Below are 20,862 nucleotides of genomic sequence, written 5' to 3'. Positions count from 1 at the left end.
ATGATTAAACTCGTAGTAACTGACTTGGATGGGACATTTCTGAATAACAAGAGCGCATTTGATGTGGAGCTGTTTAATGAGGTTCACGCGGAGATGCGAGAGCAGGGTATCACATTCGTTGCATGCACTGGCAAACAATGCGAGCGGGTTGAAAAGCTGTTCGGGGAACACGGTAAAGGGATATGGATTCTGGGGGATAGCGCAGCGAGAATAAAAAGAGACGGGGAAGTCGTCAAGGAATTCACGATTGCCCGGGAGCTGGCTCTTCAGGCCATTGAGGAGATTCAAGCCTTTGATCCAGAGATGACGCTCATTGTGTGTGGTAGTGATGCTGCCTATGTCCTGTCATCCATTCCGGAGGATATGTACAGGGTCGTGAAGGGCTCTTATGAGCAAGTGATCAAGCTGGATTCCTTCCAGCAGATTACTAGTGACTTTATTAAAATCACCGTATTCGATGTGAAGGAGCGGTGTGGAGCACTGAGAAAGCATGTTGAGAAGAAGCTGGATGGGCAAATATACATTGTCGATTCAGAGCCCAGATGGCTGGATATTACGGCGCTGCATACGCACAAAGGTGAGACGGTCAAGAAGCTGCAAGAGATGCTGGGTGTTACTTTTGAAGAGACGATGTCATTTGGTGATGGAGAGAATGATGTGGAGCTTATGGCGATTGCAAAATACAGCTTTGCTGTAAGTAATGCTTGTGATAATACAAAAAGGGCTGCAAGCTTCATTACAAAATCTAACGAAGAGAATGCAGTACTGCTTACGATACAAAAGATTATAGAGCTACAAAAGAAGTAAGCTTGACGAGATTCCCCTCACGAATTAGCACTGACTGAGGGGATTTTTGTATGATAGAAGAGAAAATGAAAGAAGAGATTATGATATATCAAGTCTAAAGGAGAGAAGCCTATGAGCCAGAGAATCGAGTGGGAATCAGGTCGATGGTTGAATCCTCCCCTGTCTGCCATACGTGAAGGAGAAGTCTTTAAGGTTGCCCCTGAACAAGGGAAGGATTTCTGGAAGAAAACCTTATATGGATTTGAGCATGAAGATGGAGCTGCCTTGTTGACGGAATGGGATAACACATCAGCCGTAGAGGTATCCTTTCTGCTGTCCTCCTTCACCGAGCTATATGACCAGGCAGGCGTGCTGCTGTATCATGGTCCTGCGCAATGGATCAAGACTGGAATAGAGATTAACGATGGTATTCCTCAGCTATCAGCAGTTGTCACCGATGGTTACTCGGATTGGTCGCTTGCTGCTGTGCCCGAATGGATCGGGGAAGAGATTACCATTCGCTGCTCGATCATCAAAGATGCTGTAGTCATTCGTGCGCGGACGAAGAATCATCCATGGCGTACCATTCGTGTGGCGCGTTTTCCTTATCCCACTGGAAATGAAGCTGGCCCCTTTGCTTGCTCTCCAACCCGGGATGGGTTCGAGGTTACCTTCACTCGTTGGTGCTTGGCGGAGCCAGACCAAGAGCTTCATACGGAGCCTTGATTAGAGTAGTCGTGTCGCAAGCGCATAGCATTAGACCCATTAGAACACCTTCAGGAATATGCCTTCATGTCTTTAGATGTGAGGAATAGTTGAAGGTGTTTTTGTGATACGTTGGCAACAAGAGCCAATGAATGAATGCCGGTGGTGGAATAATGTAAGAAAATGTGGAAAAAAGGAAGAAGAATTCAGATACCCAATTGAAACAAAAGGGATATTATGGTATTTTCTATTGTAAGCGATTACAAAAATGCTAAATATTGATAATACGCTTCATTTTGAAATTTGGAGGTGAGGGACAGAAGGAAGCGAAGTAAGGGTAACAATACATGAGCTTAAGGAGGATTAGATATAATGAAACCAAGGTCCAAGAAGCTGCTCCCACTGCTTATCGCTTTAGTCATGAGTACCTCTTCCTCAGCGACGGTATCACTGGCTAGTGATATGACTCCTAGCGCTGCTCCTACATTCAATAATGTATCCGTTCATGATCCGTCTGTGATCAGAGCGAACGGAACCTACTACGTGTTTGGTTCACACCTCGCCTCGGCCAAGACTAACGATCTGATGCGCTGGACACAAATCTCATCATCCGTGCACAATGGGAATCCTTTAATCCCTAATGTACTTACAGAGCTTGCTGCTGCGTTCCAATGGGCGGAGACGGATACATTATGGGCAGCAGATGTGGTTCAATTAAATGATGGGAAGTACTACATGTACTACAATGCTTGCAAGGGGGATTCTCCTCGGTCAGCGATGGGCGTAGCCGTGGCTGATAACATCGAGGGACCCTACAAGGATAAAGGGATTTTTCTGAAGTCAGGAATGTGGGGAGAACCGAGTGAGGACGGAACCGTCTATGATGCTACCAAGCACCCTAATGTGGTCGATCCGCATACCTTCTTTGATAAAAATAACAATCTGTGGATGGTCTATGGATCTTACTCTGGTGGAATCTATATTTTGAAAATGAACCCTCAAACAGGATTTCCTTATCCCAATCAAGGGTACGGCAAAAAATTGTTAGGGGCCAATCATAGTCGAATTGAAGCACCTTATATGCTTTACAGTCCAGAGACGGACTATTACTATCTCTTTCTTTCATACGGGGGACTGTCAGCTGATGGAGGATATAACATACGTGTAGCTCGCTCCAAGTCTCCTGATGGACCATTTGTGGATGCGAAAGGAAATGATATGACTCGAGTTGGAGGGAAAGCAGGTACATTTTTTGATGACGATGCGATTGCGCCTTACGGTGTGAAGCTGATGGGGAACTACCAATTCGAACCTGTTCAAGGTGAACCATCCCATACTGGCTCTGGTTACGTATCTCCGGGTCACAATTCGGCATATTATGATGAGCAGACCAAGCAATACTACCTAATCTTCCATTCTCGGTTCCCTTCTCGGGGCGAGGAGCATGAAGTGCGGGTACATCAGATGTTTATGAACAAGAACGGCTGGCCAGTAGTCGCCCCTCATCGATATGCACAAGAAACAGCGGGGAACTACAAAAAAGAAGATGTAACGGGCCAATATAAATATTTGAATCATGGCAAGGATATTTCCGCAACGATCAAAAAATCCAGTCTAATTAACTTTAATGATAATGGTACAATCTCTGGCAGCGTATCAGGTACTTGGCGATTGAAGGAGAAGCATAGAATCGAACTGGTCATTAACGGTGTGGACTACCATGGTGTATTTGTTCGCCAATGGGATGAGGGAACGAAGACAAACGTTATGACCTTCACTGCGCTATCTAATGAAGGTGAAGCCGTATGGGGAAGTCACACGGCGACAGGCAATTAATTACATGGGGGCGCACTTCGAAATTAGTACCTGTAAGTCAACATCTATGAAAAAGTGAGAAGGAGCTATGAAGCTCAAGATCCGAACTACTAAGACTAGAACTTCTAAGATCAGAAATGCTAAGATCAAAAATACTAAGATCAGAAATACTAAGATCAACACTTTGAAGCTCAGACTTTAGCTACTCTCAAACGCCCCTACTGGAATCTTGAAGGGTAGGTAATAGGAACAATAGATTAGCGGCTTCTCATGTAACCCCCTGGCATGCCAGGGGGTTACTTATCGTCCATGCAAGAGCTTTGACGAACAAGCGAATGCATGTATAAAGCTGTGGGATTGAGTGCAAGATCTTCATGTTATATACGATGATCTATGAGCTATAACAATATCTTTTGTATATATTGTTTGAAAAAATCTGAAATTTTTTTAGATTCTTGGTTTCGGGGGATGAATCCGTAGGAAGTGAGAGCATACAAGTGAATTTAGCACTATAAACAAGTTCATAATATACAGTTTTTTCTGTATATACGTAACGAACGCTTTTTTCATTTGAGCTCATTTTTATTTTTTGTTATCATAACGATGTTGTATTGACAAAGCGACTGTCGTATTTCGTCAAATGTTATCTACACTTCTGCAGAGTGCAACGCCGGCATCCGAACAACTGTAAAAAGGGGAAAGCATATGATAAAGATGACAAAAAAGTGGATGGTGCTTACAAGTTTGATTACAGTGCTCATATTAGGAGCATGTTCTTCCAATGCTGCCACAGGCGAGGGGAATTCGTCCGTCGGCAAACAGGTTAATTATAGAATCACAGGCACGGACCCAGGTTCTGGCCTAATGAGGCTGACGGCTAAGGCCATGGAAGATTATCATTTGTCCAATTGGACCTTGATGGAAAGCTCAGCAGCGGGCATGACAGCACAGCTTGACAAAGCTTATAAGAATGAAGAGCCGATTGTCATTGTTGCTTGGTCTCCACACTGGATGTTTAACACCTATGATCTGAAATACCTGGAGGATCCCAAGCTGACTTATGGAGAGCCTGAGGAGATTCATACCATTGCACGTCTTGGACTGAAGAAGGATCATCCAGTCGCCTATGAATTTCTGGACCGATTCAACTGGACATCCGATGATATGGGCGAAGTGATGATAGATATCCAGAATGGGATGAGCCCGGAAGCGGCAGCAGCCAAATGGGTGGATGGACATGAAGCTCAAGTCCAAGAATGGATTGAAGGTCTGGAGCCTGTAAATGGGGATCACTTTACCCTCAGCTATGTAGCCTGGGATTCTGAGCTTGCGAGTACCAACGTAGTTCGCTACGTGCTCGATGAGAAGCTGGGATACAAGGCAGAAGCTTTGCAGGTGGAGATCGGACCGATGTGGCTTGGGGTTGCTAATGGTGATGTGGATGCTATCGTAGCAGCATGGCTACCTGTGACGCATATGGATTATTGGGATAAATATGGTGAGCAGCTTGATGATCTTGGGGCCAATATGATTGATGTAAAATCTGGTCTGGCTGTCCCTACGTATATGGAAGATGTGAATTCCATCGAAGATTTGCAGTCATAAGCAGTCTGTAACCATATCTAATATGTCAGAACACCTTCAAGAGTACCTTCATGTCATAGGATGTGAAGGACACTTGGAGGTGTTTTTGTGTTGGGAACAGGAGTGGTTATCCCATTATTCATCATATATGCGCCGATCCCAGTCTAGATATTTGTGAAAATAAAATTGTCATATCAGAAGGCGACAAATCAAAGTCACGTTGAATCCAGAGTTGTATAGTCCCTATGTAGGCGGAAGCTAGATAGGAAAACAAGTAATGCTGCCTCACGGGGATTTGATTATATTTAATCTCCTGATGTTGATTCAAGTAGTTGTCCAAGAAATTTTTTTTGATTAATTCCGTCATTTGAAGTGAAAAAGCGTTATCTCCTGTATGACCCATGAAGACTTGAAAAAAACGCTTCTGTTCAAATACGAATTCGAATGGGCGCACAAAGCCCAGAGGAGGATCAACAAAAGGCTCACGGCTTACAGAACTATGACCAAGCTTTTTTATTATCGAATAATATTGCTCTAATATGCCATTCTTAAGCTGCTCATAGAATTCTTGAAGATCCTGGTAATGCAAATAAAAGGTCCCCCTATTCAAGCCAGCTCGATCAGTCAACTCTTTCACCGTTATAGATTCAATGGATTTTTCAAGAGCCAGATCTAGTAGAACGTCATATAACAGTTGTTTTGTTCGTAGTATACGGCGGTCGATTTTGCCTTTCATAGTTACCTCCTTGAGAAAATAAAGCAGCACTTACTGATCAGTTAAGTTTCTAGTGTCGATTATTGAACAACGCATGATCTGGTGATCATTGAATCTCGGGACCCTTAAATTATAATGAACAACAAGAAAATTAATCAACATTATGTTCATTATAAGGAGAGAAAGATGACCAAACAGCTTGTTCCCCATAATAGTTCTTTAACTACAGAGAGCCCGGATATAAAAAAGAAGTTGTTTTTTTTGGCACTAATGGCGATCATTCCAGGAATGATGATGGTAATTCTTGATAGTACCGCCATGAATGTGGCGATCCCCAACTTATCCCTTGAGTTTGGAGTTTCATTCGATCACTTGCAATGGGTAATTATCGGTTACATGCTAGCGATGTCCGTTACTATCCCACTTGCAGGCTGGTTCTCAGATAGAGTAGGTGCTGCAAATGCATATATGATTACAGTCCTATTATTTCTAATTGGCTCCGTACTTTGTGCAGTAGCTCAGAATGCAAACCAATTAATTGCTTTTCGGATTATTCAAGGTCTGGGAGGAGGAATGATTCAGCCTATGGGTATGGCCATGGTCTTCCGCTTAGCTCCGCCTAATAAAAAGGGACAGATCATGGGGTGGCTGGGCATTCCAATGTTGATTGCTCCTGCTTCAGGGCCAATCTTGTCTGGATGGATACTGGAATCTAGTAGCTGGCAGTGGATCTTTTGGATTAATGTACCCATAGGCTTGATTACTATAGGATTGGGAATGCGATTTCTACGTAAGTTAGAGTTACTTCAAACTACTGCCACTGAAAAAATGCCCTTGGATATCCTTGGTTTAATATTAGCGCCCACTGCTTTTGTTTTGTTGACGTTAAGTTTTAACTTAAGTGCCACATGGATGACATGGGTGGTGGGATTTTTCGGGTTGGTATTACTGTTATGGTTATGGTTCCATGAACTGCAGCACCCTAATCCTCTCCTGGAACTGCGTGCTTTCCGATCCGCCCAATTTCGAAGAGGAATATTTGTAAGTTGGATTCAATACACAGCTCTTAACGGTTCACTTATTTTCATCCCGCAATATTTACAAAATTCTATGAGCTACAGTCCTTTTGATGCAGGATTAGTCATGAGCATGCTTGCAATCACTTCTGGACTATTGATGCCATTGGGAGGGAAAATATTTGATCATTTTGGTATCCGACCTCTTGCAAGCTCAGGTCTTGCAATAATTGCTATCGCACTACTACTTTTATCAAGGATTGATGAGAGTATAGGGGGAGTATTCATTGGGGGGATCGTAGGGTTACTTGGAACTGGAATGGGTCTTTGTATGATGTCACTCAACACGTATATTCTTCAATCTGCCCCGCCCGAATCCATCCATCGAGTCACACCATTGACCTCTGCTGCGGCTAATATAATTATATCTCTGGCCATCCTGAGCTTGAGTCAGTTTCACGCTGTACGAGTCACGACTCGAACAGTAGAAACAGGCATTAATACACCAGCAATAGGGCTTGCCGGAGCATATTCTGATACTTTCTTACTTGCTGCTGGCGTAGCATTAGTTGGAGCGCTGTTTAGTTTATTCCTCAAACGTGGGAGATAATTCTCTCATTGTGTAGCGTCTGGGCAGTCCTTATACACATCTAAGCTCAGAAGGGGTGTAGCCTTTAATTTGTCTAAAAGCCCGATTAAAGGTCCGGACATTATTGAAGCCACACGCTAACGCAATCTGGGTAATAGTCTCTTCGCTGGATTTAATCATCTCCTCTGCGATCTCAATCCGCACAGCATTCAAATGATATCTGAAATTAGTCCCTGTAATCCCTTGAAGTAGTCTGCTGAAATGAAAAGAGCTTAGATTAAAGTGACTTGCAGTCGTCTCTAAAGTCAGGGGCCTACTATAGTTATTCTCAATATACTGAAGAATATCATGCATGGTTTTGAGGCGTGCAATCCTCTTATTTTCTTGATTTGGATCAATAGGTGTAGTAGGTAAATATCGCTGCGTAATTCCGCATAGCTCCATTACTTTGCTAGTGACAAACATCTGGTAGTGGGGCTTGTGCGCCCTCATTTCCTCATAAATGTGCTCAATCAATCTTACTATATCGTCCATAATGACAGGGCTGATCGCCTGCTGCTCTAGTGATTTTCTGGTGATAAAGGAGCTCTGAAAGCGAAGCTTCTCTGGCCAATTGCCGTGATTGCCGATCAGGGTCGGTCTGAATACCAGAATATAGATCGTGGTTGCTGGTCCTGTACTGACATATACATGGGTGTCGCCACTACAGCATATGGCCATGTCGCCTTCCTCTAGGGTCCTCATGTCACCGTTGATCCCCATTCTTAAAGTCCCTTCTCGTACCCACACAAATTCTATGTCCGTGTGCCAATGAGCATGAAATGAAAACTGTGTATGCTTATAGATTCTCAGGGGAATGTCTCCTGCATATGAGCGATTTTCATACTGTACCTTCAATACCATCAGCTCCTCTTTATACAATAAGAATATCATTTTATGTCTATATACTAAAAGCATGTCTGCTGTAGGTGGGCCTTCTTTGCGGCAAGTATGAATGTAGGGATACTCCAAGCGGGGAACCCACTGTTAAGCTTATAAAAGAATCAAGCAACTTTTGTCTACATTCGCGCAAGCTTTGGCTATCTTGTGCATGAGATGCAGGAATATAATGTGACCATCGGCTTACATCAACATGAAGGATGTGATCAGAATGGTAGATATGCATCAAGGTATAGATTCTTCAGTAGCAGTGGATGGGACTACAGGTGTTCCACTTGGAGGCTTTGGGACTGGGGCCATCAAGTTTTGTGCGCATCAGGGCACCTTTAGCTCGATCACTCAGGCGCCAGCAGATCAAAATGATTACACGCCCATGCCTGAAACCAAGTTCCAGATGTTCACTACGCGAGCTGGGAATACGCAAAGCATGACGAGGATGAAAGCTCGCCGAACTGACGGACTCTTTGAGGATGATGCCATATGGCCTGTGCACAGGGTTCGTTTTGAAGAGGTTAATGGTATTGATACCCATATGATGGCTTTTGCTCCTCTGGATCACTCGAATCATGTACTCATGTCCTTGCCCTATGCATTTTATGAGTTTGTCTTGTGCAACGATGGGGATGATGAAGCGACAGTCACATACTCTTTTCAGATTGATGCCGTTACGGATCATGTCACGGTACACAGCTCAGGCCATGGGTTCATCTCGAAGGGCTGGTCCATCTTGGCCGATAGTGATGCCACTCATGCTGCAATCACCGTAGATGGGGAGGAGGGCTTTCGTGAGGAAGAAATATGTGAGAACGGCGAGTGTCATGGTGCACTTAGCCAAGGTGTAGCTAAGGTTGCTGTTACGATTAAGCTGGCTGCCCATGATACCAAGAGGATTAGATTCGTGATTGCCTGGTATGACGATACCGATCCGGAGCGTGCCTTTTATTTGAATGATCACCATGACTCTGGAAGTATTGCTGAATTCGGCTTAGTTCACTTTGATGCGCTACGATCAAATGCCGACCGACTCGTAACGCGAATGAGACAATCTAACCTGCCTAGCTGGCTTACCAATCAAACGCTGAATACGCTTGTGAATCTGACGAATAACTCGATGTATAAAAAAGATGGTAGAGTTGCATTTGCAGAAGGTGAGTGGACATGCTTTGGAACGATGGATCAAATGTGGCATGCCAGACAAATTGTGAATTACATTGCTCCCTACTTTGCATGGCAAGAGCTACGGTATTGGGCAAGAACGCAAAAAGCCAATGGCCAGATCCATCACGATTTCAATAGTAGGGGACCAGATAAATCCGTGCTGGTAGGCTGGGACGATCAAGAGCATTTGGATTATAGGAATATTGAGAAATGGGTGGATCTGAATGCTGGATTTATCATTTCGGTGCATGAGACTTTCGAGGCAACAGCGGATCAGGAGCAATTAGGCTACTTCTGGCCTTTCATGAAGCAAGCAGCACGAAGAATATTGGAGCAGGTCGAGATGTACGGGAGCTCGCGTTATCCATATACGTTTGAGCATTCCGAGAATTCCTACGATGCAGGCGGGGACCCTAATCCGTATAATGCCGGACTTACGGCTGTGGCCTATCTGATTATGATCAGACTGGGAGCACTGCTCGGTGAAGACATGACCGTAGCACGTTATCAGGAAGCCTACGATACAGTGGTGGCTTCGTTCAGAGCTCGCTATCTGCATGAGGAAATTCCGATTGGAAGAGGCTGTGAGTCGTATTTTGCGGGGCAATGGTTAGCGCTCCATTTGAAATTGGGTGAAGTATGGACTGCTGAAGAGACAGACAGGGTGCTGGCAAGATTGGATGACTATTATCATCCATGCTACTGGGGGCTAGGCCATATCGACGGAACCTATAACGAATGGACTCCTTATTTGCTAATACATTATGGAGGACTTCTATTGAATACGAGAAGAGCTTCTCATTGGGAAACGATGCAGAGGGATGCGTATCGAAGGCAATATGCGAATAGGAACTATGTGTTCGACCATCCGCTGGATATATTACCAGCCGTAGCTGAACCCGTCTATCCTGCTACCCACATTTCTGGTGGAAATCAATACATAAGCATGCCTGGCATATGGCGAAATTATTATGATATTGTAGGGTACCGCCGTAATCAGCATACCCGTGAAATCTGGGTTGAACCTATTCTACTAGCTGAAATGGAGCACAGCATGGTTGATGCAATGCTCATAACAACGGAAGGATACGGTACGATTAGTTGCATAGAAAGCGGGGCATGTCATCAGAACAAAGAAATTATGCTCGCCTACGATCAGCCAACAGAGGTTAGCTCCATTTATTTGACAGACCATTACGGTGAACAAGTGGAGGTCTTGATGAATGGAGAGTCGGTTGAGTTCACCCGAATCGGCGATGGTTATGGCAGGAAGCTGGTAATCGATTGGAATGGAATCATTGGTAATGACGGGATACGCATTGTCAGTAGGGGTGACGTGGGTTACGAAATGCCAGCATCTCCTCCCAAGCCTGCAATCGGAGCTGATGGAGCACAATCCGCTGGCGAACAAATGACGGCCTATGAGTATATAGAGGCTGAGAGTGCCTCAGAATCTGCTGGTGTTACCTTGGTTACGCCGGTAGGAGGAGCATGGTACGTAAGTGACTGCCATAATTTTGACTATATTAAATTCAATAATGTTGTATTTGAAGAGGTAGGCACCCAACTATTTCTGGCGAGAGTGTCCAGCTCGGTCGATCATTCACGCATCGACATTGTACTGGATCGCGTAGGGGGAGATGTGATTGGCAGCTGCCCAATTCCCAATACGGGCGGTGAGCAAGCATGGACCATGGTAGAGTGCAGGCTGAAGAAAACGACGGGAATCCATAATCTTATTCTAAAATTCTTTGGACAATCCGAAGGGAACTTACTCAATATCGATAAGTTCAAATTTGTCCAGGATGATGGAAGACTGGATCGGACCGGATGGACCGTAAGAGCGTCCAGAGGCAATCTCAACGCACCTCTGATCCTGCAAAATACGGCCGAAGGCTGGAGTGCCAACCCCCAAAAGGAGGGGGATTATCTGCTCATTGATATGAAGACGATCCAGACCTTCGACCATATCACCCTTTTGCATCCAAGAGGTGAGCACGCCGAGCAATATGCTGTATATGTCGGTGATGATGTTCAGAATGTCACAGCGTGTATTGCGACGGGCCAAGGCGAGACGACGGATGTAATGACGCGTATATCATTTGGTCTTCAGCAAGCGCAGTTCTTGAAGCTCATATTGCTGCAATCCCAGGCTGAAACTCCTTGGACCGTTCAGGAAGTCAACGTGTGGCGCTCAAGCCAATCATAAGGTGCATGAGCATATCATTCCTGCCTTGGTATTGTTAAGGCATTGACTCGGTCAAATAGGCTCCAGATCAGCTCAGATCCAAATCAGCTCAGATCCAAATCAGCTCAGATCCAAACCAGCTCAGATCCAAACCAGCCTCACATAAGCTCCAGCATGTCGATTATTGGGCTACTCCTGTCTATTGCGATGATTTTTGCGATACTGACCTGGAGTAATGCCTTCCCATTTACGGAAATAGCGAATGAAATTTTGTGGATTGTTATAGGTAAGCTGCTCGGCAATGTCTTTTATCGGTAGATCCGTTTCAACTAACAGCTTTTTTGCCTTATTCAGTCGAAACATCGCTAAGTACTCGCTGAAGGACAGACCGGTCTCCTTTTTGAAGATGCTGCTTAAGTAAAATAAGTTATAGTGTAGCCGGGATGCGCATTCATCCAGTGATATATCCTTGTCATATTCATTCTGAATAATATGGATGATTTGCTCGCTTAGATTAGAGTATTGTGACTTCTGGCGGTCACGAAATACATCTATAATCGGAGAAATTATCTTTTTCCGGAACCAGCTTTGAATCTCGGAACTAATGTACAGCTGCAACAACTGCTCATAGAGTGAAGGCTCACCATCTGCTTGTTGCTTGTGTGGTATTCCCGCTTCCTGCATGAGAATCATGAGCTCATTTAACAAGCAGATGAGTGAAATTTGATATTCATGGGGCTCCCTTTCTTTGTTGAACACTTCAGTCAACCATTGATCTAACACTTCATGTGCCCTATGCTCGTCTGCAAGTCGTATGGCATCAATCAGCTCATTCTCAATCTGTTTGGGGTAGAAGTAGACATTGCTGTGATGTCCCGAGTTAATGCTGTGATAAGGAATGATGACCCCCTTGCCCAGCTTCATTCTATGCTTTAATGCCTCGATGCCTTCCCGATATGCTCGGGGGGCATGGAGCACATTGTGGAAAGGCAGGCTGATGCCAATGCTAACGTCCAGGTCCAGATAGCTTCGCATATTCCGCTGCATCTGCTCTGTCAATCTGTAGATGTAGTCGTTAAAGGCATCCAGCTGTGCTTCCTCGCTCCCCAGTAATAGTACATGCGTCTGATCGATAATGATCGTGGGCAATCGTACATCCTGCGAGACCATTTCTTCAATGATGTTATGAATGGCGAACAGCAGTAGATCCTGATCTGTCTGCTCATAGCGTGTATCCTCTAATAAATCAATCTGCAGAGTGAGCACAACGAAATGATGGCAGTCAGCTAGTCGGTCATCAGGAATAAAGCGTTCGAAGTGGTCCTTGATCTCGGTAGTGCTATGGGTTCCCAGATACAGCTTGTATAAAAAAAGACTCATGGTCTGTTCGCGATGTCGACTTAATTCGGTGGTTAACGCGGTGATAGAAGTAAACATCTCCATGATATGATCACTGATTAGCTGGATTTCGTTAGTCTTTGATTTCTTACCTTCAGGCACTCGCTTTACGATATCCTGCAGCAAATGACGAATGGGTGAATAGACCTTGCGGCTACCCAACCACACGAAAAAAATAGAGCAGGCGACGATGAAAAGACATACATAAAAGGTAAACCAGCCGATGGCGCGCGCTTCCTTAGAGACCTCCGACAGCTTGGTAAAGGAAATATAGGTCCATTGATTGAAGGAAGACTTGACGTAGGTGATTGAAAGATTGGAATCCTGTGATAAGAACTGTCCAGCTTCCCCTACAAGCAGAGGAAGCTCCGAAGCAGCCAAATATCCCAGCTCATCCACTCGAGCACCGATTTTGTCTTGCTCTGGATGAATGATGACGCGATGGGCCTCATCAAGCACCATAATATCACTCGCTGAAGGCTCATTAATGATATCAGCCATACTGCAGATGGGGAGGGTTACGGCAGCAATTCCTCGCTTCTCAGCCGATATGTAAGGTATTTTCTTGGCAAGCATGATGGAATATTTACAATTATAGCTGGAATTATATGTAGAACTGATTTGGTTCGTTTCCACAAACACCCATGAAGTCACTTCTTTTTTATCCATTAACTTCGTTAATAAATCTTTATTTTTAAATGATTCGAATGTGGAGAGACCCTGATTGTTAATAAGCCAATTAGACATGTGGCTGGCCAGAATGACATCGTCCACCTTGGTAACTGGAGATTTAAGCAATGACAGCTCCCTGCTCAACGTGTTGAATCGAATGAACTCTTTGTAGTTCAGCTCTTGATAAATGGATTCTTGAACTACAGTTGTGTTCACGAGGTAGCTCATTGTGTAGTCGAGCGTGCGCAATAGCTGCTCTAAGCTGGAATTCAGCTGTGTTAATGTATCCATCCTGCTTTCGTTGACATGGTTCTGGATAGAGGCAGAGGACTTCTGATATGAGAAGTACCCCAGGAATATTAAAGGGATAATGCTAGCCACACAACCGAATACAACGATCTTGGTATAAATGCTGTGTCTGTTCATCCGATCCGCCTTCCCTTTTTTGAAAGTGCTTACATTTTATATTTATTTTAGCTTTTGGATGCTTGTTGAGACAATAATCAATTTTGTGGGAGTAATCAATTGATTAGATGATCATTCGCCAGCCCGTATTCCATAAAGGCTCGCAGTTCATTGTGCTCCGACCAAATATCCTGATTATAGGCGTAGGGCGATGCTACAGCTTACACTCGAAATGTAATTAGAGAAGTGTCTATCCTATGAGTTGATGCCGCTTACATCAGCTTGGATAACTACATGCAGGGGGAGGTAGAGGATATAGGGTCTGTTGTGAAGGTGGCAACTGTATTGCAGATAGCTGATTGTGAGGTCACATATTTCCAACCATAATGGAGGTCATACAATGAAACTTTGGAAGTTGAAATCTCTATTGTCGCTCGGGGTAGCTGTTGCTCTGGTTACTGGTTGCTCTGGAGGTGACTCACAAAATTCATCCTCATCCGATGGGGCGACGAGAATCTCGATGATAGCGAAGCTTCACGTCGCGGAAGCACCATCAGACAGACTCGAGAAGCTACTCGAAGAAAAAACCAACACAGAGCTGGATATTCAGTGGGTGCCGAATACAATCTACGAGGATAAGATCAATGCGGCCTTTGCTACCGGGGCACTTCCCATGGCCTTTTCCGGTGATATCAATAAGTTCCGGGAAGCCATTCTGGACGGACAATTTTGGGAGATAGGTCCTTATTTGCAAGAGTTCGACAACCTCAAGAATTTGGACCCAGGTGTGCTTAAGAACATGGAAGTAGAGGATAAATTGTATTCCCTTTATGCTGAGCGCCCATTGTCTCGTCAGGGTCTCATCTTCCGCAAGGATTGGGCAGACAATCTGGGTCTATCCGCACCCACGAATCTGGATGAGCTATATGAGCTGCTTAGGCAATTCAAAAATAACGATCCTGATCAAAATGGCAAAGACGATACGATCGGGCTAACGGATCGCAGCGACATGGTATTTGGGGCTTTTAAGACGGTTGCCTCCTGGCATGGTACGCCTAATTACTGGGGAGAAAAGGATGGGCAGCTCCTTCCTGAATTCATGTTCCCTGAATACATGGAGACGATGAGATTCTTCAAGAAACTGCACGCCGAAGGTTTGATTAATCAAGACTTCCCCGTGACGAGCAAGGAGGATCAGCGGGCTCTGATGGTCAGCGGCAAGGCCGGAGCCTACATCGGCTCCATGCCGGACGCTTGGGGGCTGCAGACCGATATGGCTGAGGTTAATCCGAATGGTGTACTGGATGTACAGAACCGTATAGAAGGACCGCATGGGCTGGGGATCTGGATGGCCACACAAGGCGGAGGAGAAGTACAGCTATTCCCGAAATCCGCCATACAATCCGAGGATCAGCTGAAGGAGGTCCTGTCTTTCTTCGACCAGCTGATGTCGCCGGAGGTGGCCAATTTGGCGCTATGGGGAGTAGAAGGTGAGCATTATACCGTCGTAGACGGCCTAGCCAAGCCCATTGAGGATACCAAAAAGCTGAATCGCGAAGTGAAGCCGTATGTGTCCATTGCCGTCGGTGGCGAGATGACGATTCCAGATCGTCTTAGAGCCAAATGGGAGGACCCGGTTAAGCAAAAAGCAGAGGACCTGGTGCTGGATAACAATGAATTTCTGATTGAAAATCCGGCCTCTGCCCTCGAATCCAAAACCTTTACCGAAATGGGTGCGCGCTTACAGCAGTTGATTAACGATGCGACCTTCAAATTTATTCTTGGCGAAATTGATGAAGCGGGATTCCAGAAGGTTGTGGACAAATGGCTGGACGACGGAGGACAGCGAATTATTGATGAATACACTGCTGACTACAATGCCTCGAAATAGCATGAAGGAGAGAGGGCGATTATGAATCAGGTTAGTGTACCCACGAAAAGACTGAAGCCTTTGTCGCAAAAAGAGAGTCTGTCCAAAAGTATTCTGAAAAATGGCGCACTATATTTTATGATCCTGCCTGGATTCCTCTATTTTGTCATCTTCAAGTATCTTCCTATGTTCGGGTTAGTCATCGCTTTCCAGGACTACAAGCCCTATCAAGGAATATTAGGCAGCAGGTGGGTTGGACTCGCCCATTTTGAGCGATTATTTGCTGAACCGATGTTTTTGAATATTTTAGTTAATACCCTTGTGTTATTTTTCATGAATCTGATTTTCTTTTTCCCGGTACCGATTCTATTGGCTCTGATGCTAAATGAAGTGCGGCAGCAGGCGTTCAAGCGTGTCATCCAGACGATGGTCTATATTCCCCATTTTATGTCCTGGGTCATTATCGTATCCATTTCCTTTGTCATGCTCTCTATGGATCGCGGATTAGTTAACGAGCTGCTGGTTGCCGGTGGATTTGAGAAAGTGAACTTTCTGTTGAACCCCGATTGGTTCCGTCCCACGTATATTTTACAAATTATATGGCGTGAGGCAGGGTGGGGAACCATTATTTATCTGGCGGCGATGGCCTCCATTGATCCACAGCTTTATGAAGCCTCCCGCATGGATGGAGCGGGGCGCTTTCGGCAAATATGGCATATCACCCTTCCTTCCATACGAAGCGTCATTGTCATTCTGCTCCTGCTCAAGATTGGGGATGTGCTAGAGGTCGGCTTCGAGCATATCTTCCTGCTGCTGAACGCCATGAACCGTGAGGTCGGTGAAGTATTTGATACTTATGTATACCTGGCCGGCTTGCAGCAGGGGCAATTCAGCTATAGCGCAGCGGTTGGTTTCTTTAAATCGTTTGTGGGGCTGGCTCTTGTGGTGACAGCCAATTGGCTCTCAAAAAAATTCGGCGAAGAAGGAATCTATTAATGCACGCAAGGAGAGGCGGACGAAGGTCATGACTCAAGATAAATCATGGGGCAGTCGGTTGTTTGATGGGATCAATGTATTCCTGCTTGCCCTAATCGGTATCATTACGGTGCTTCCGTTTGTACATGTGTTGGCAGGCTCCTTCGCTACGGTCGGAGAGCTCTCACAAAAGCAATTCGTCATTATTCCTACGGAATTCACACTGGATGCGTATAGATATGTGTTCTCGACGGATACGGTCATTCGCGCGATGGGTGTATCGATTGGGGTGACCTTGATCGGAACCATCTTCAGCATGTCTCTGAATATCCCGATGGCCTATGGATTGTCCAAAAAAGATCTACGTGGACGTGGCTTAATTATGTTCATGGTTGTGTTCACAATGCTGTTCAGTGGTGGCATGATTCCATCGTTCCTGGTGGTGAAGAGTCTGGGGTTAATTGATAGCTATGGTGCCTTGATTATTCCATCGGCGATGAGTGCATTTAACCTGATCATCATGCGTAACTTCTTTCAGAATTTGCCGGAGGGTCTGGAGGAATCAGCCAAAATTGATGGTGCAGGGAGCTGGAATATTCTGTTTCGTATCGTGATTCCCTTGTCCATGCCCGCTATTGCAACGATTTCCTTATTCTATGCCGTTAACTACTGGAACACTTACTTTCAGGCGGTCATGTATATCAACGATGCAGACAAATGGCCTATTCAGGTGATACTGCGCCAGATCGTTATTCTTGCTGGTGCATTAACCTCAGATACTTCCGGTTGGGGAGCAGAGGATGTCATTCCTCCGGCACAGACGGTCAAAATGGCTGTCATTGTAGTCGCAACCGTGCCAATTCTGATCGTGTATCCATTTCTTCAGAAGCATTTCGCGAAAGGCGCTTTGCTGGGGAGCATTAAAGGATAATGAAGTGGAGGTACTCTGATGAAGGAGAGCTGGTGGTGTTGCCCCGCTACTACTTGCTTCACTTCAGATGGAGCACATGGAGGGTTAATGCTATCTATTCATGTAAGTGACTACGGTTATATGTAAATTAACAAAGGTGGATGCCATAGGGGCGTCCACCTTTGTTGTCGATTCTATATTTATGGAGGTAATCTTACACTTATTCTTTGAAATCAGCGTTAATCGTCGTCTCTTTCCATTCCTCAATGCTAGCAAGCAGATTCGTAAACTTATGTGTAGCCGCCTGATAAGCCATTTGTCCGAGTAGCAGACGAAGTGGGGGAGTAGGTGTCTCTACGACTTGGATCACCGCTTCTGCTGCCTTGGCAGGATCACCAGCTTCCTGCCCTGCCATTTGATCAATGCTCTGTAGCATTTGTCCAACAATGGATTCTTTCAATTCCGGGATAGTTGTATCCGTCTTGACGGAGGAACGACCGCCCCAATCGGTACGGAAGCTGCTCGGTTCAATTAGCGTGACATGGATATTGAAAGGGGCGAGCTCTTGAGAGAGGGACTCAGAGATGCCCTCAACAGCATATTTGGTAGCGTGATAATAACCGAGCGTCGGGAATGAGGTCAGGCCGCCAATAGAGGAAAAGTTGATGATGTGCCCGCTTTTTTGCGCTCGCATATAAGGCAGCACAGCATTCGTCACATGCATGAGCCCCCAGAAGTTAATCTCGAACATTTTGCGAGTCTCTTCTTCTACGCTTTCCTCTACAGAGCTGAAGTATCCAATCCCTGCATTATTAACAAGGACATCAATGCGACCGAATTTCTCCATCGTTGCAGCTACTGCACTTTCGATCTGATCCTGGCGCGTGACATCCAAAGGCAGAGCGAGTGTGCTGTCTTCATTCCCTGCGGTAATATCCTTAATCTGCTCGACATTCCGAGCGGTTACCACTACTTTATATCCAGAAGCAATGGCTTGCTTCGCGATGTAACGGCCAAATCCTGTTGAGCATCCTGTTATGAACCAGACTTTTACTTGTTGAGACATCAGTTATCACTCCTTCAAGTTGATAACTACACTCTAAATCTTAAAGTGAACTTGATGTCAACACTAGCTTTCATAGATGATGTGATTGTGTCTTCTTATGCATGAGAACCTCGTAAATGGCAATCTTGCGAATGATCTTTTCCAAGTGAAATTGCGTCTGTGCTACGGATTTCTCCACTTTAACCTTATGCTCCAACAGAAAAGCCTTTCGTGCGAGCAGCGACTCATCTCCTTGCCGAATCAGCTCTGTATAAGCTTTGATATCTTCAATGGACATTCCGGTGTCCTTTAGAGCAATGACCAGTTCAAGCCATTCCAACACTTCGTCCGTATACTCTCTTCTTCCAATTGCATTGCGTGGGATATCAGGCAATATCCCCTCTTGCTCATAATAACGAAGAGTGGAAGCGCGGATGCCGGTGATCTTTTCGATCTCGCCGATACTATACATGGTAAATGCCCCTTTCTTTCTTAAAGTGTACTTTAAGTAATTCTACATCAAGCTATCCTATATTGTCATAACTGTAGGGCTTATTCATCAAGTATCCTCTTTAACAGACTTAAGGCAGCTCGTAGCTCTTCCAAGGTGCTGGTAGAGGAAAGAGCAACTCTTAAGAAGCTTTCTCCTGTCTGGGCACCACTTAGAAATCGATTCGAGTGGTACACCTGCACGCCTTTGGACCTGAAGTATTCTTCAGAATAAGTGTGAACCTGTTCTTTGAGAAGTGGTAACCATCTGAAAAAACTCGAAGGGTGTCCAGCCCGGGGAGCGTCTGGGAATACGTCGTTAAGGATAGTATTGGCAGTGTGAGCCAATTCTTGTTTACGGGCAACGATGGTATGGGCGTCCCCTGACAGTATCAATTGGGTGATAATTTCTACATCCAAGGAGGAGGTTTTGACATTGACGTTATAGATTGCTCTGGTCAGCCTGTCTTTGAATCTTTCATGGAAGACGACATAGGCGACCCGAAGCCCTGTGCAGATGGATTTGGCAGTGCTGTATATATAAATGGTGTGTTCAGGAAGGTATGAGCCGTGACTAGAAGAATCACACTACAAAGATTTACACTACCGAGGGCATTAAAGGCTACCTTCCCGCCCACGATTCCGATCATGGCTGGTTTTTTATTTCTGGGGATTGCGTATGGGATATTAATGAATATTTCTGGCTTCAATGCCATTTATGCCGTTCTTATGGCGTTACTTGTATTTGCCGGCTCCATGGAATTTGTGGCGGTTCATCTATTGTTGGGCCCATTCCATCCGCTAGGTGCCCTATTCATGACGTTAATGGTCAATGCCCGCCATTTGTTCTATGGCATATCCATGCTTGAGAAATATAAAGGAACAGGGATCAAAAAGTTCTATTTGATCTTTGGTCTCTGTGACGAATCCTTCTCAATTAATTACACGGCTGACATTTCCAAAGAGGTAGACAAAGGATGGTACATGTTCTTCGTAACACGTCTGAATCATGCCTACTGGGTCATAGGAGCAGCCATTGGGGGAATATTTGGCTCTCTGGTGCAAATGAACATGGAGGTTTTGGTCGCGATAGCTTTATCATTCCATCCATGCTGGGATTGCTTCTGGTTCTGTCCGTCCTTCGTAGCCAATTGGACTTCAACAAAGAAGAAGGAGCTCACTCATGACGCTGTCAGAACAAATCATTACGATCGGCATGGTTGTATTAGGGACCATGTTAACCCGCTTTATCCCGTTCATCCTGTTTCCATCAGGACGACCTACACCTAGATATGTCCAATATCTAGGTGCCATGCTTCCCGCAGCGGCCTTGGGCCTGCTCGTAGTCTACAGTATTAAGGACATCTCATTCCTTACTGGCAGCCATGGTCTGCCTGAACTCATCGCCATTGCAGCTATTGTTTTGCTGCATAAGTGGAGGGGAAATATGTTGATCTCCATTGCTGGAGGAACCTTGCTGTACATGTTCTTGGTTCAGTTCATATTTGGATCTTAATAGATAGCACATGCTACCCTGTTAATTCACAAGGCATACTATCGAAAAATACGATAATATTTATCTTCATTTTAATTTTATTTATGC

Annotated in this window: 17 protein-coding genes; 11 read left to right on the top strand and 6 right to left on the bottom strand. The window is 45.0% G+C overall.

What is annotated here, in order from left to right; all coding sequences use genetic code 11:
• The 4 genes from D328_RS0114935 to D328_RS0114920 all read left to right on the top strand — a co-directional run bounded on the left by D328_RS0114935 (nucleotide 1) and on the right by D328_RS0114920 (nucleotide 4,911).
• Nucleotides 1–807 (top strand): Cof-type HAD-IIB family hydrolase, encoded by an 807-nt coding sequence (locus D328_RS0114935; protein WP_018885826.1) that lies wholly within the window; start codon nucleotides 1–3, stop codon nucleotides 805–807.
• A 111-nt stretch (nucleotides 808–918) separates the two neighbouring features.
• Entirely contained in the window at nucleotides 919–1,512 is a 594-nt protein-coding gene (locus tag D328_RS0114930; protein ID WP_018885825.1) for a DUF1349 domain-containing protein, read from the top strand.
• Nucleotides 1,513–1,911: 399 nt separating this feature from the next.
• Complete coding sequence (locus D328_RS0114925) at nucleotides 1,912–3,327, top strand: glycoside hydrolase family 43 protein (protein WP_051091159.1); 1,416 nt, start codon at nucleotides 1,912–1,914, stop codon at nucleotides 3,325–3,327.
• A 684-nt stretch (nucleotides 3,328–4,011) separates the two neighbouring features.
• Nucleotides 4,012–4,911, top strand: a complete 900-nt coding sequence (locus tag D328_RS0114920) for a glycine betaine ABC transporter substrate-binding protein (RefSeq protein ID WP_018885823.1) — start codon at nucleotides 4,012–4,014, stop codon at nucleotides 4,909–4,911.
• Nucleotides 4,912–5,032: 121 nt separating this feature from the next.
• Here D328_RS0114920 and D328_RS0114915 read toward each other — a convergent pair whose 3' ends face one another.
• On the bottom strand, nucleotides 5,033–5,626 hold the full coding sequence (locus D328_RS0114915; RefSeq protein ID WP_018885822.1) for a TetR/AcrR family transcriptional regulator: 594 nt from the start codon (nucleotides 5,624–5,626) through the stop codon (nucleotides 5,033–5,035).
• Nucleotides 5,627–5,740: 114 nt separating this feature from the next.
• On the opposite strand from D328_RS0114915, the gene D328_RS0114910 reads away from it, so the two are divergent.
• Nucleotides 5,741–7,231 carry an MDR family MFS transporter gene (locus D328_RS0114910; RefSeq protein WP_233426206.1) on the top strand — a complete coding sequence of 497 codons (1,491 nt, stop codon included), beginning with the start codon at nucleotides 5,741–5,743 and terminating at the stop codon, nucleotides 7,229–7,231.
• Nucleotides 7,232–7,261: 30 nt separating this feature from the next.
• Here D328_RS0114910 and D328_RS29220 read toward each other — a convergent pair whose 3' ends face one another.
• A complete protein-coding gene (locus D328_RS29220; protein WP_018885820.1) occupies nucleotides 7,262–8,113 on the bottom strand; it encodes an AraC family transcriptional regulator in 852 nt (283 codons plus the stop codon).
• A 247-nt stretch (nucleotides 8,114–8,360) separates the two neighbouring features.
• On the opposite strand from D328_RS29220, the gene D328_RS29215 reads away from it, so the two are divergent.
• Nucleotides 8,361–11,516: a carbohydrate-binding protein gene (locus tag D328_RS29215; protein ID WP_018885819.1), complete on the top strand. Its 3,156-nt coding sequence runs from the start codon at nucleotides 8,361–8,363 to the stop codon at nucleotides 11,514–11,516.
• Nucleotides 11,517–11,684: 168 nt separating this feature from the next.
• Here the strand turns inward: D328_RS29215 and D328_RS0114895 are convergent, their stop codons facing one another.
• Nucleotides 11,685–13,991: a helix-turn-helix domain-containing protein gene (locus D328_RS0114895; RefSeq protein WP_018885818.1), complete on the bottom strand. Its 2,307-nt coding sequence runs from the start codon at nucleotides 13,989–13,991 to the stop codon at nucleotides 11,685–11,687.
• A gap of 379 nt (nucleotides 13,992–14,370) precedes the next feature.
• On the opposite strand from D328_RS0114895, the gene D328_RS0114890 reads away from it, so the two are divergent.
• The 3 genes from D328_RS0114890 to D328_RS0114880 are packed head-to-tail and all read left to right on the top strand — an operon-like array spanning nucleotide 14,371 to nucleotide 17,746.
• Nucleotides 14,371–15,861, top strand: coding sequence for an extracellular solute-binding protein (locus tag D328_RS0114890; protein ID WP_018885817.1), 1,491 nt, complete (start codon nucleotides 14,371–14,373; stop codon nucleotides 15,859–15,861).
• Nucleotides 15,862–15,882: 21 nt separating this feature from the next.
• Nucleotides 15,883–16,836 (top strand): ABC transporter permease, encoded by a 954-nt coding sequence (locus D328_RS0114885; protein ID WP_018885816.1) that lies wholly within the window; start codon nucleotides 15,883–15,885, stop codon nucleotides 16,834–16,836.
• Between the two features lie 28 nt (nucleotides 16,837–16,864).
• A complete protein-coding gene (locus D328_RS0114880) occupies nucleotides 16,865–17,746 on the top strand; it encodes a carbohydrate ABC transporter permease (protein WP_018885815.1) in 882 nt (293 codons plus the stop codon).
• Nucleotides 17,747–17,945: 199 nt separating this feature from the next.
• On the opposite strand, the gene D328_RS0114875 is transcribed toward D328_RS0114880, so the two are convergent.
• The 3 genes from D328_RS0114875 to D328_RS31035 form a co-directional block, all read right to left on the bottom strand.
• Entirely contained in the window at nucleotides 17,946–18,791 is an 846-nt protein-coding gene (locus tag D328_RS0114875; RefSeq protein ID WP_018885814.1) for an oxidoreductase, read from the bottom strand.
• 70 nt (nucleotides 18,792–18,861) lie between these two features.
• Nucleotides 18,862–19,242 carry a MerR family transcriptional regulator gene (locus D328_RS0114870; RefSeq protein ID WP_018885813.1) on the bottom strand — a complete coding sequence of 127 codons (381 nt, stop codon included), beginning with the start codon at nucleotides 19,240–19,242 and terminating at the stop codon, nucleotides 18,862–18,864.
• 80 nt (nucleotides 19,243–19,322) lie between these two features.
• Nucleotides 19,323–19,799: an aminotransferase class I/II-fold pyridoxal phosphate-dependent enzyme gene (locus D328_RS31035; RefSeq protein WP_267879791.1), complete on the bottom strand. Its 477-nt coding sequence runs from the start codon at nucleotides 19,797–19,799 to the stop codon at nucleotides 19,323–19,325.
• Between the two features lie 30 nt (nucleotides 19,800–19,829).
• On the opposite strand from D328_RS31035, the gene D328_RS30060 reads away from it, so the two are divergent.
• Together D328_RS30060 and D328_RS0114860 are read left to right on the top strand one after the other, a co-directional pair.
• Complete coding sequence (locus D328_RS30060) at nucleotides 19,830–20,549, top strand: AzlC family ABC transporter permease (protein WP_233426205.1); 720 nt, start codon at nucleotides 19,830–19,832, stop codon at nucleotides 20,547–20,549.
• Entirely contained in the window at nucleotides 20,443–20,775 is a 333-nt protein-coding gene (locus tag D328_RS0114860; protein WP_026281199.1) for a branched-chain amino acid transporter permease, read from the top strand. The genes D328_RS30060 and D328_RS0114860 overlap by 107 nt, the downstream gene beginning before the upstream one ends.
• Nucleotides 20,776–20,862 lie beyond the last annotated feature (87 nt).

It is taken from the genome of Paenibacillus massiliensis 2301065 = DSM 16942, from assembly GCF_000377505.1.
Classification (GTDB): Bacteria; Bacillota; Bacilli; order Paenibacillales; family Paenibacillaceae; genus Paenibacillus; species Paenibacillus massiliensis.
The sequence above is the reverse complement of the archived record's forward strand: the minus strand, read 5'-3'. Positions and strand labels throughout refer to the sequence as shown.

Excerpts from the sequence above, each read along its gene's own strand:
- D328_RS0114870 (WP_018885813.1), bottom strand. The coding sequence starts at position 19,242 with ATGTATAGTATCGGCGAGATCGAAAAGATCACCGGCATCCGCGCTTCC.
- D328_RS0114935 (WP_018885826.1), top strand. The coding sequence starts at position 1 with ATGATTAAACTCGTAGTAACTGACTTGGATGGGACATTTCTGAATAAC.
- D328_RS0114885 (WP_018885816.1), top strand. The coding sequence starts at position 15,883 with ATGAATCAGGTTAGTGTACCCACGAAAAGACTGAAGCCTTTGTCGCAA.
- D328_RS29220 (WP_018885820.1), bottom strand. The coding sequence starts at position 8,113 with ATGGTATTGAAGGTACAGTATGAAAATCGCTCATATGCAGGAGACATT.
- D328_RS0114860 (WP_026281199.1), top strand. The coding sequence starts at position 20,443 with ATGACGCTGTCAGAACAAATCATTACGATCGGCATGGTTGTATTAGGG.
- D328_RS0114875 (WP_018885814.1), bottom strand. The coding sequence starts at position 18,791 with ATGTCTCAACAAGTAAAAGTCTGGTTCATAACAGGATGCTCAACAGGA.
- D328_RS0114925 (WP_051091159.1), top strand. The coding sequence starts at position 1,912 with ATGAGTACCTCTTCCTCAGCGACGGTATCACTGGCTAGTGATATGACT.
- D328_RS0114930 (WP_018885825.1), top strand. The coding sequence starts at position 919 with ATGAGCCAGAGAATCGAGTGGGAATCAGGTCGATGGTTGAATCCTCCC.
- D328_RS0114895 (WP_018885818.1), bottom strand. The coding sequence starts at position 13,991 with ATGAACAGACACAGCATTTATACCAAGATCGTTGTATTCGGTTGTGTG.
- D328_RS29215 (WP_018885819.1), top strand. The coding sequence starts at position 8,361 with ATGGTAGATATGCATCAAGGTATAGATTCTTCAGTAGCAGTGGATGGG.
- D328_RS0114915 (WP_018885822.1), bottom strand. The coding sequence starts at position 5,626 with ATGAAAGGCAAAATCGACCGCCGTATACTACGAACAAAACAACTGTTA.
- D328_RS0114890 (WP_018885817.1), top strand. The coding sequence starts at position 14,371 with ATGAAACTTTGGAAGTTGAAATCTCTATTGTCGCTCGGGGTAGCTGTT.
- D328_RS0114880 (WP_018885815.1), top strand. The coding sequence starts at position 16,865 with ATGACTCAAGATAAATCATGGGGCAGTCGGTTGTTTGATGGGATCAAT.
- D328_RS0114920 (WP_018885823.1), top strand. The coding sequence starts at position 4,012 with ATGATAAAGATGACAAAAAAGTGGATGGTGCTTACAAGTTTGATTACA.
- D328_RS0114910 (WP_233426206.1), top strand. The coding sequence starts at position 5,741 with ATGAACAACAAGAAAATTAATCAACATTATGTTCATTATAAGGAGAGA.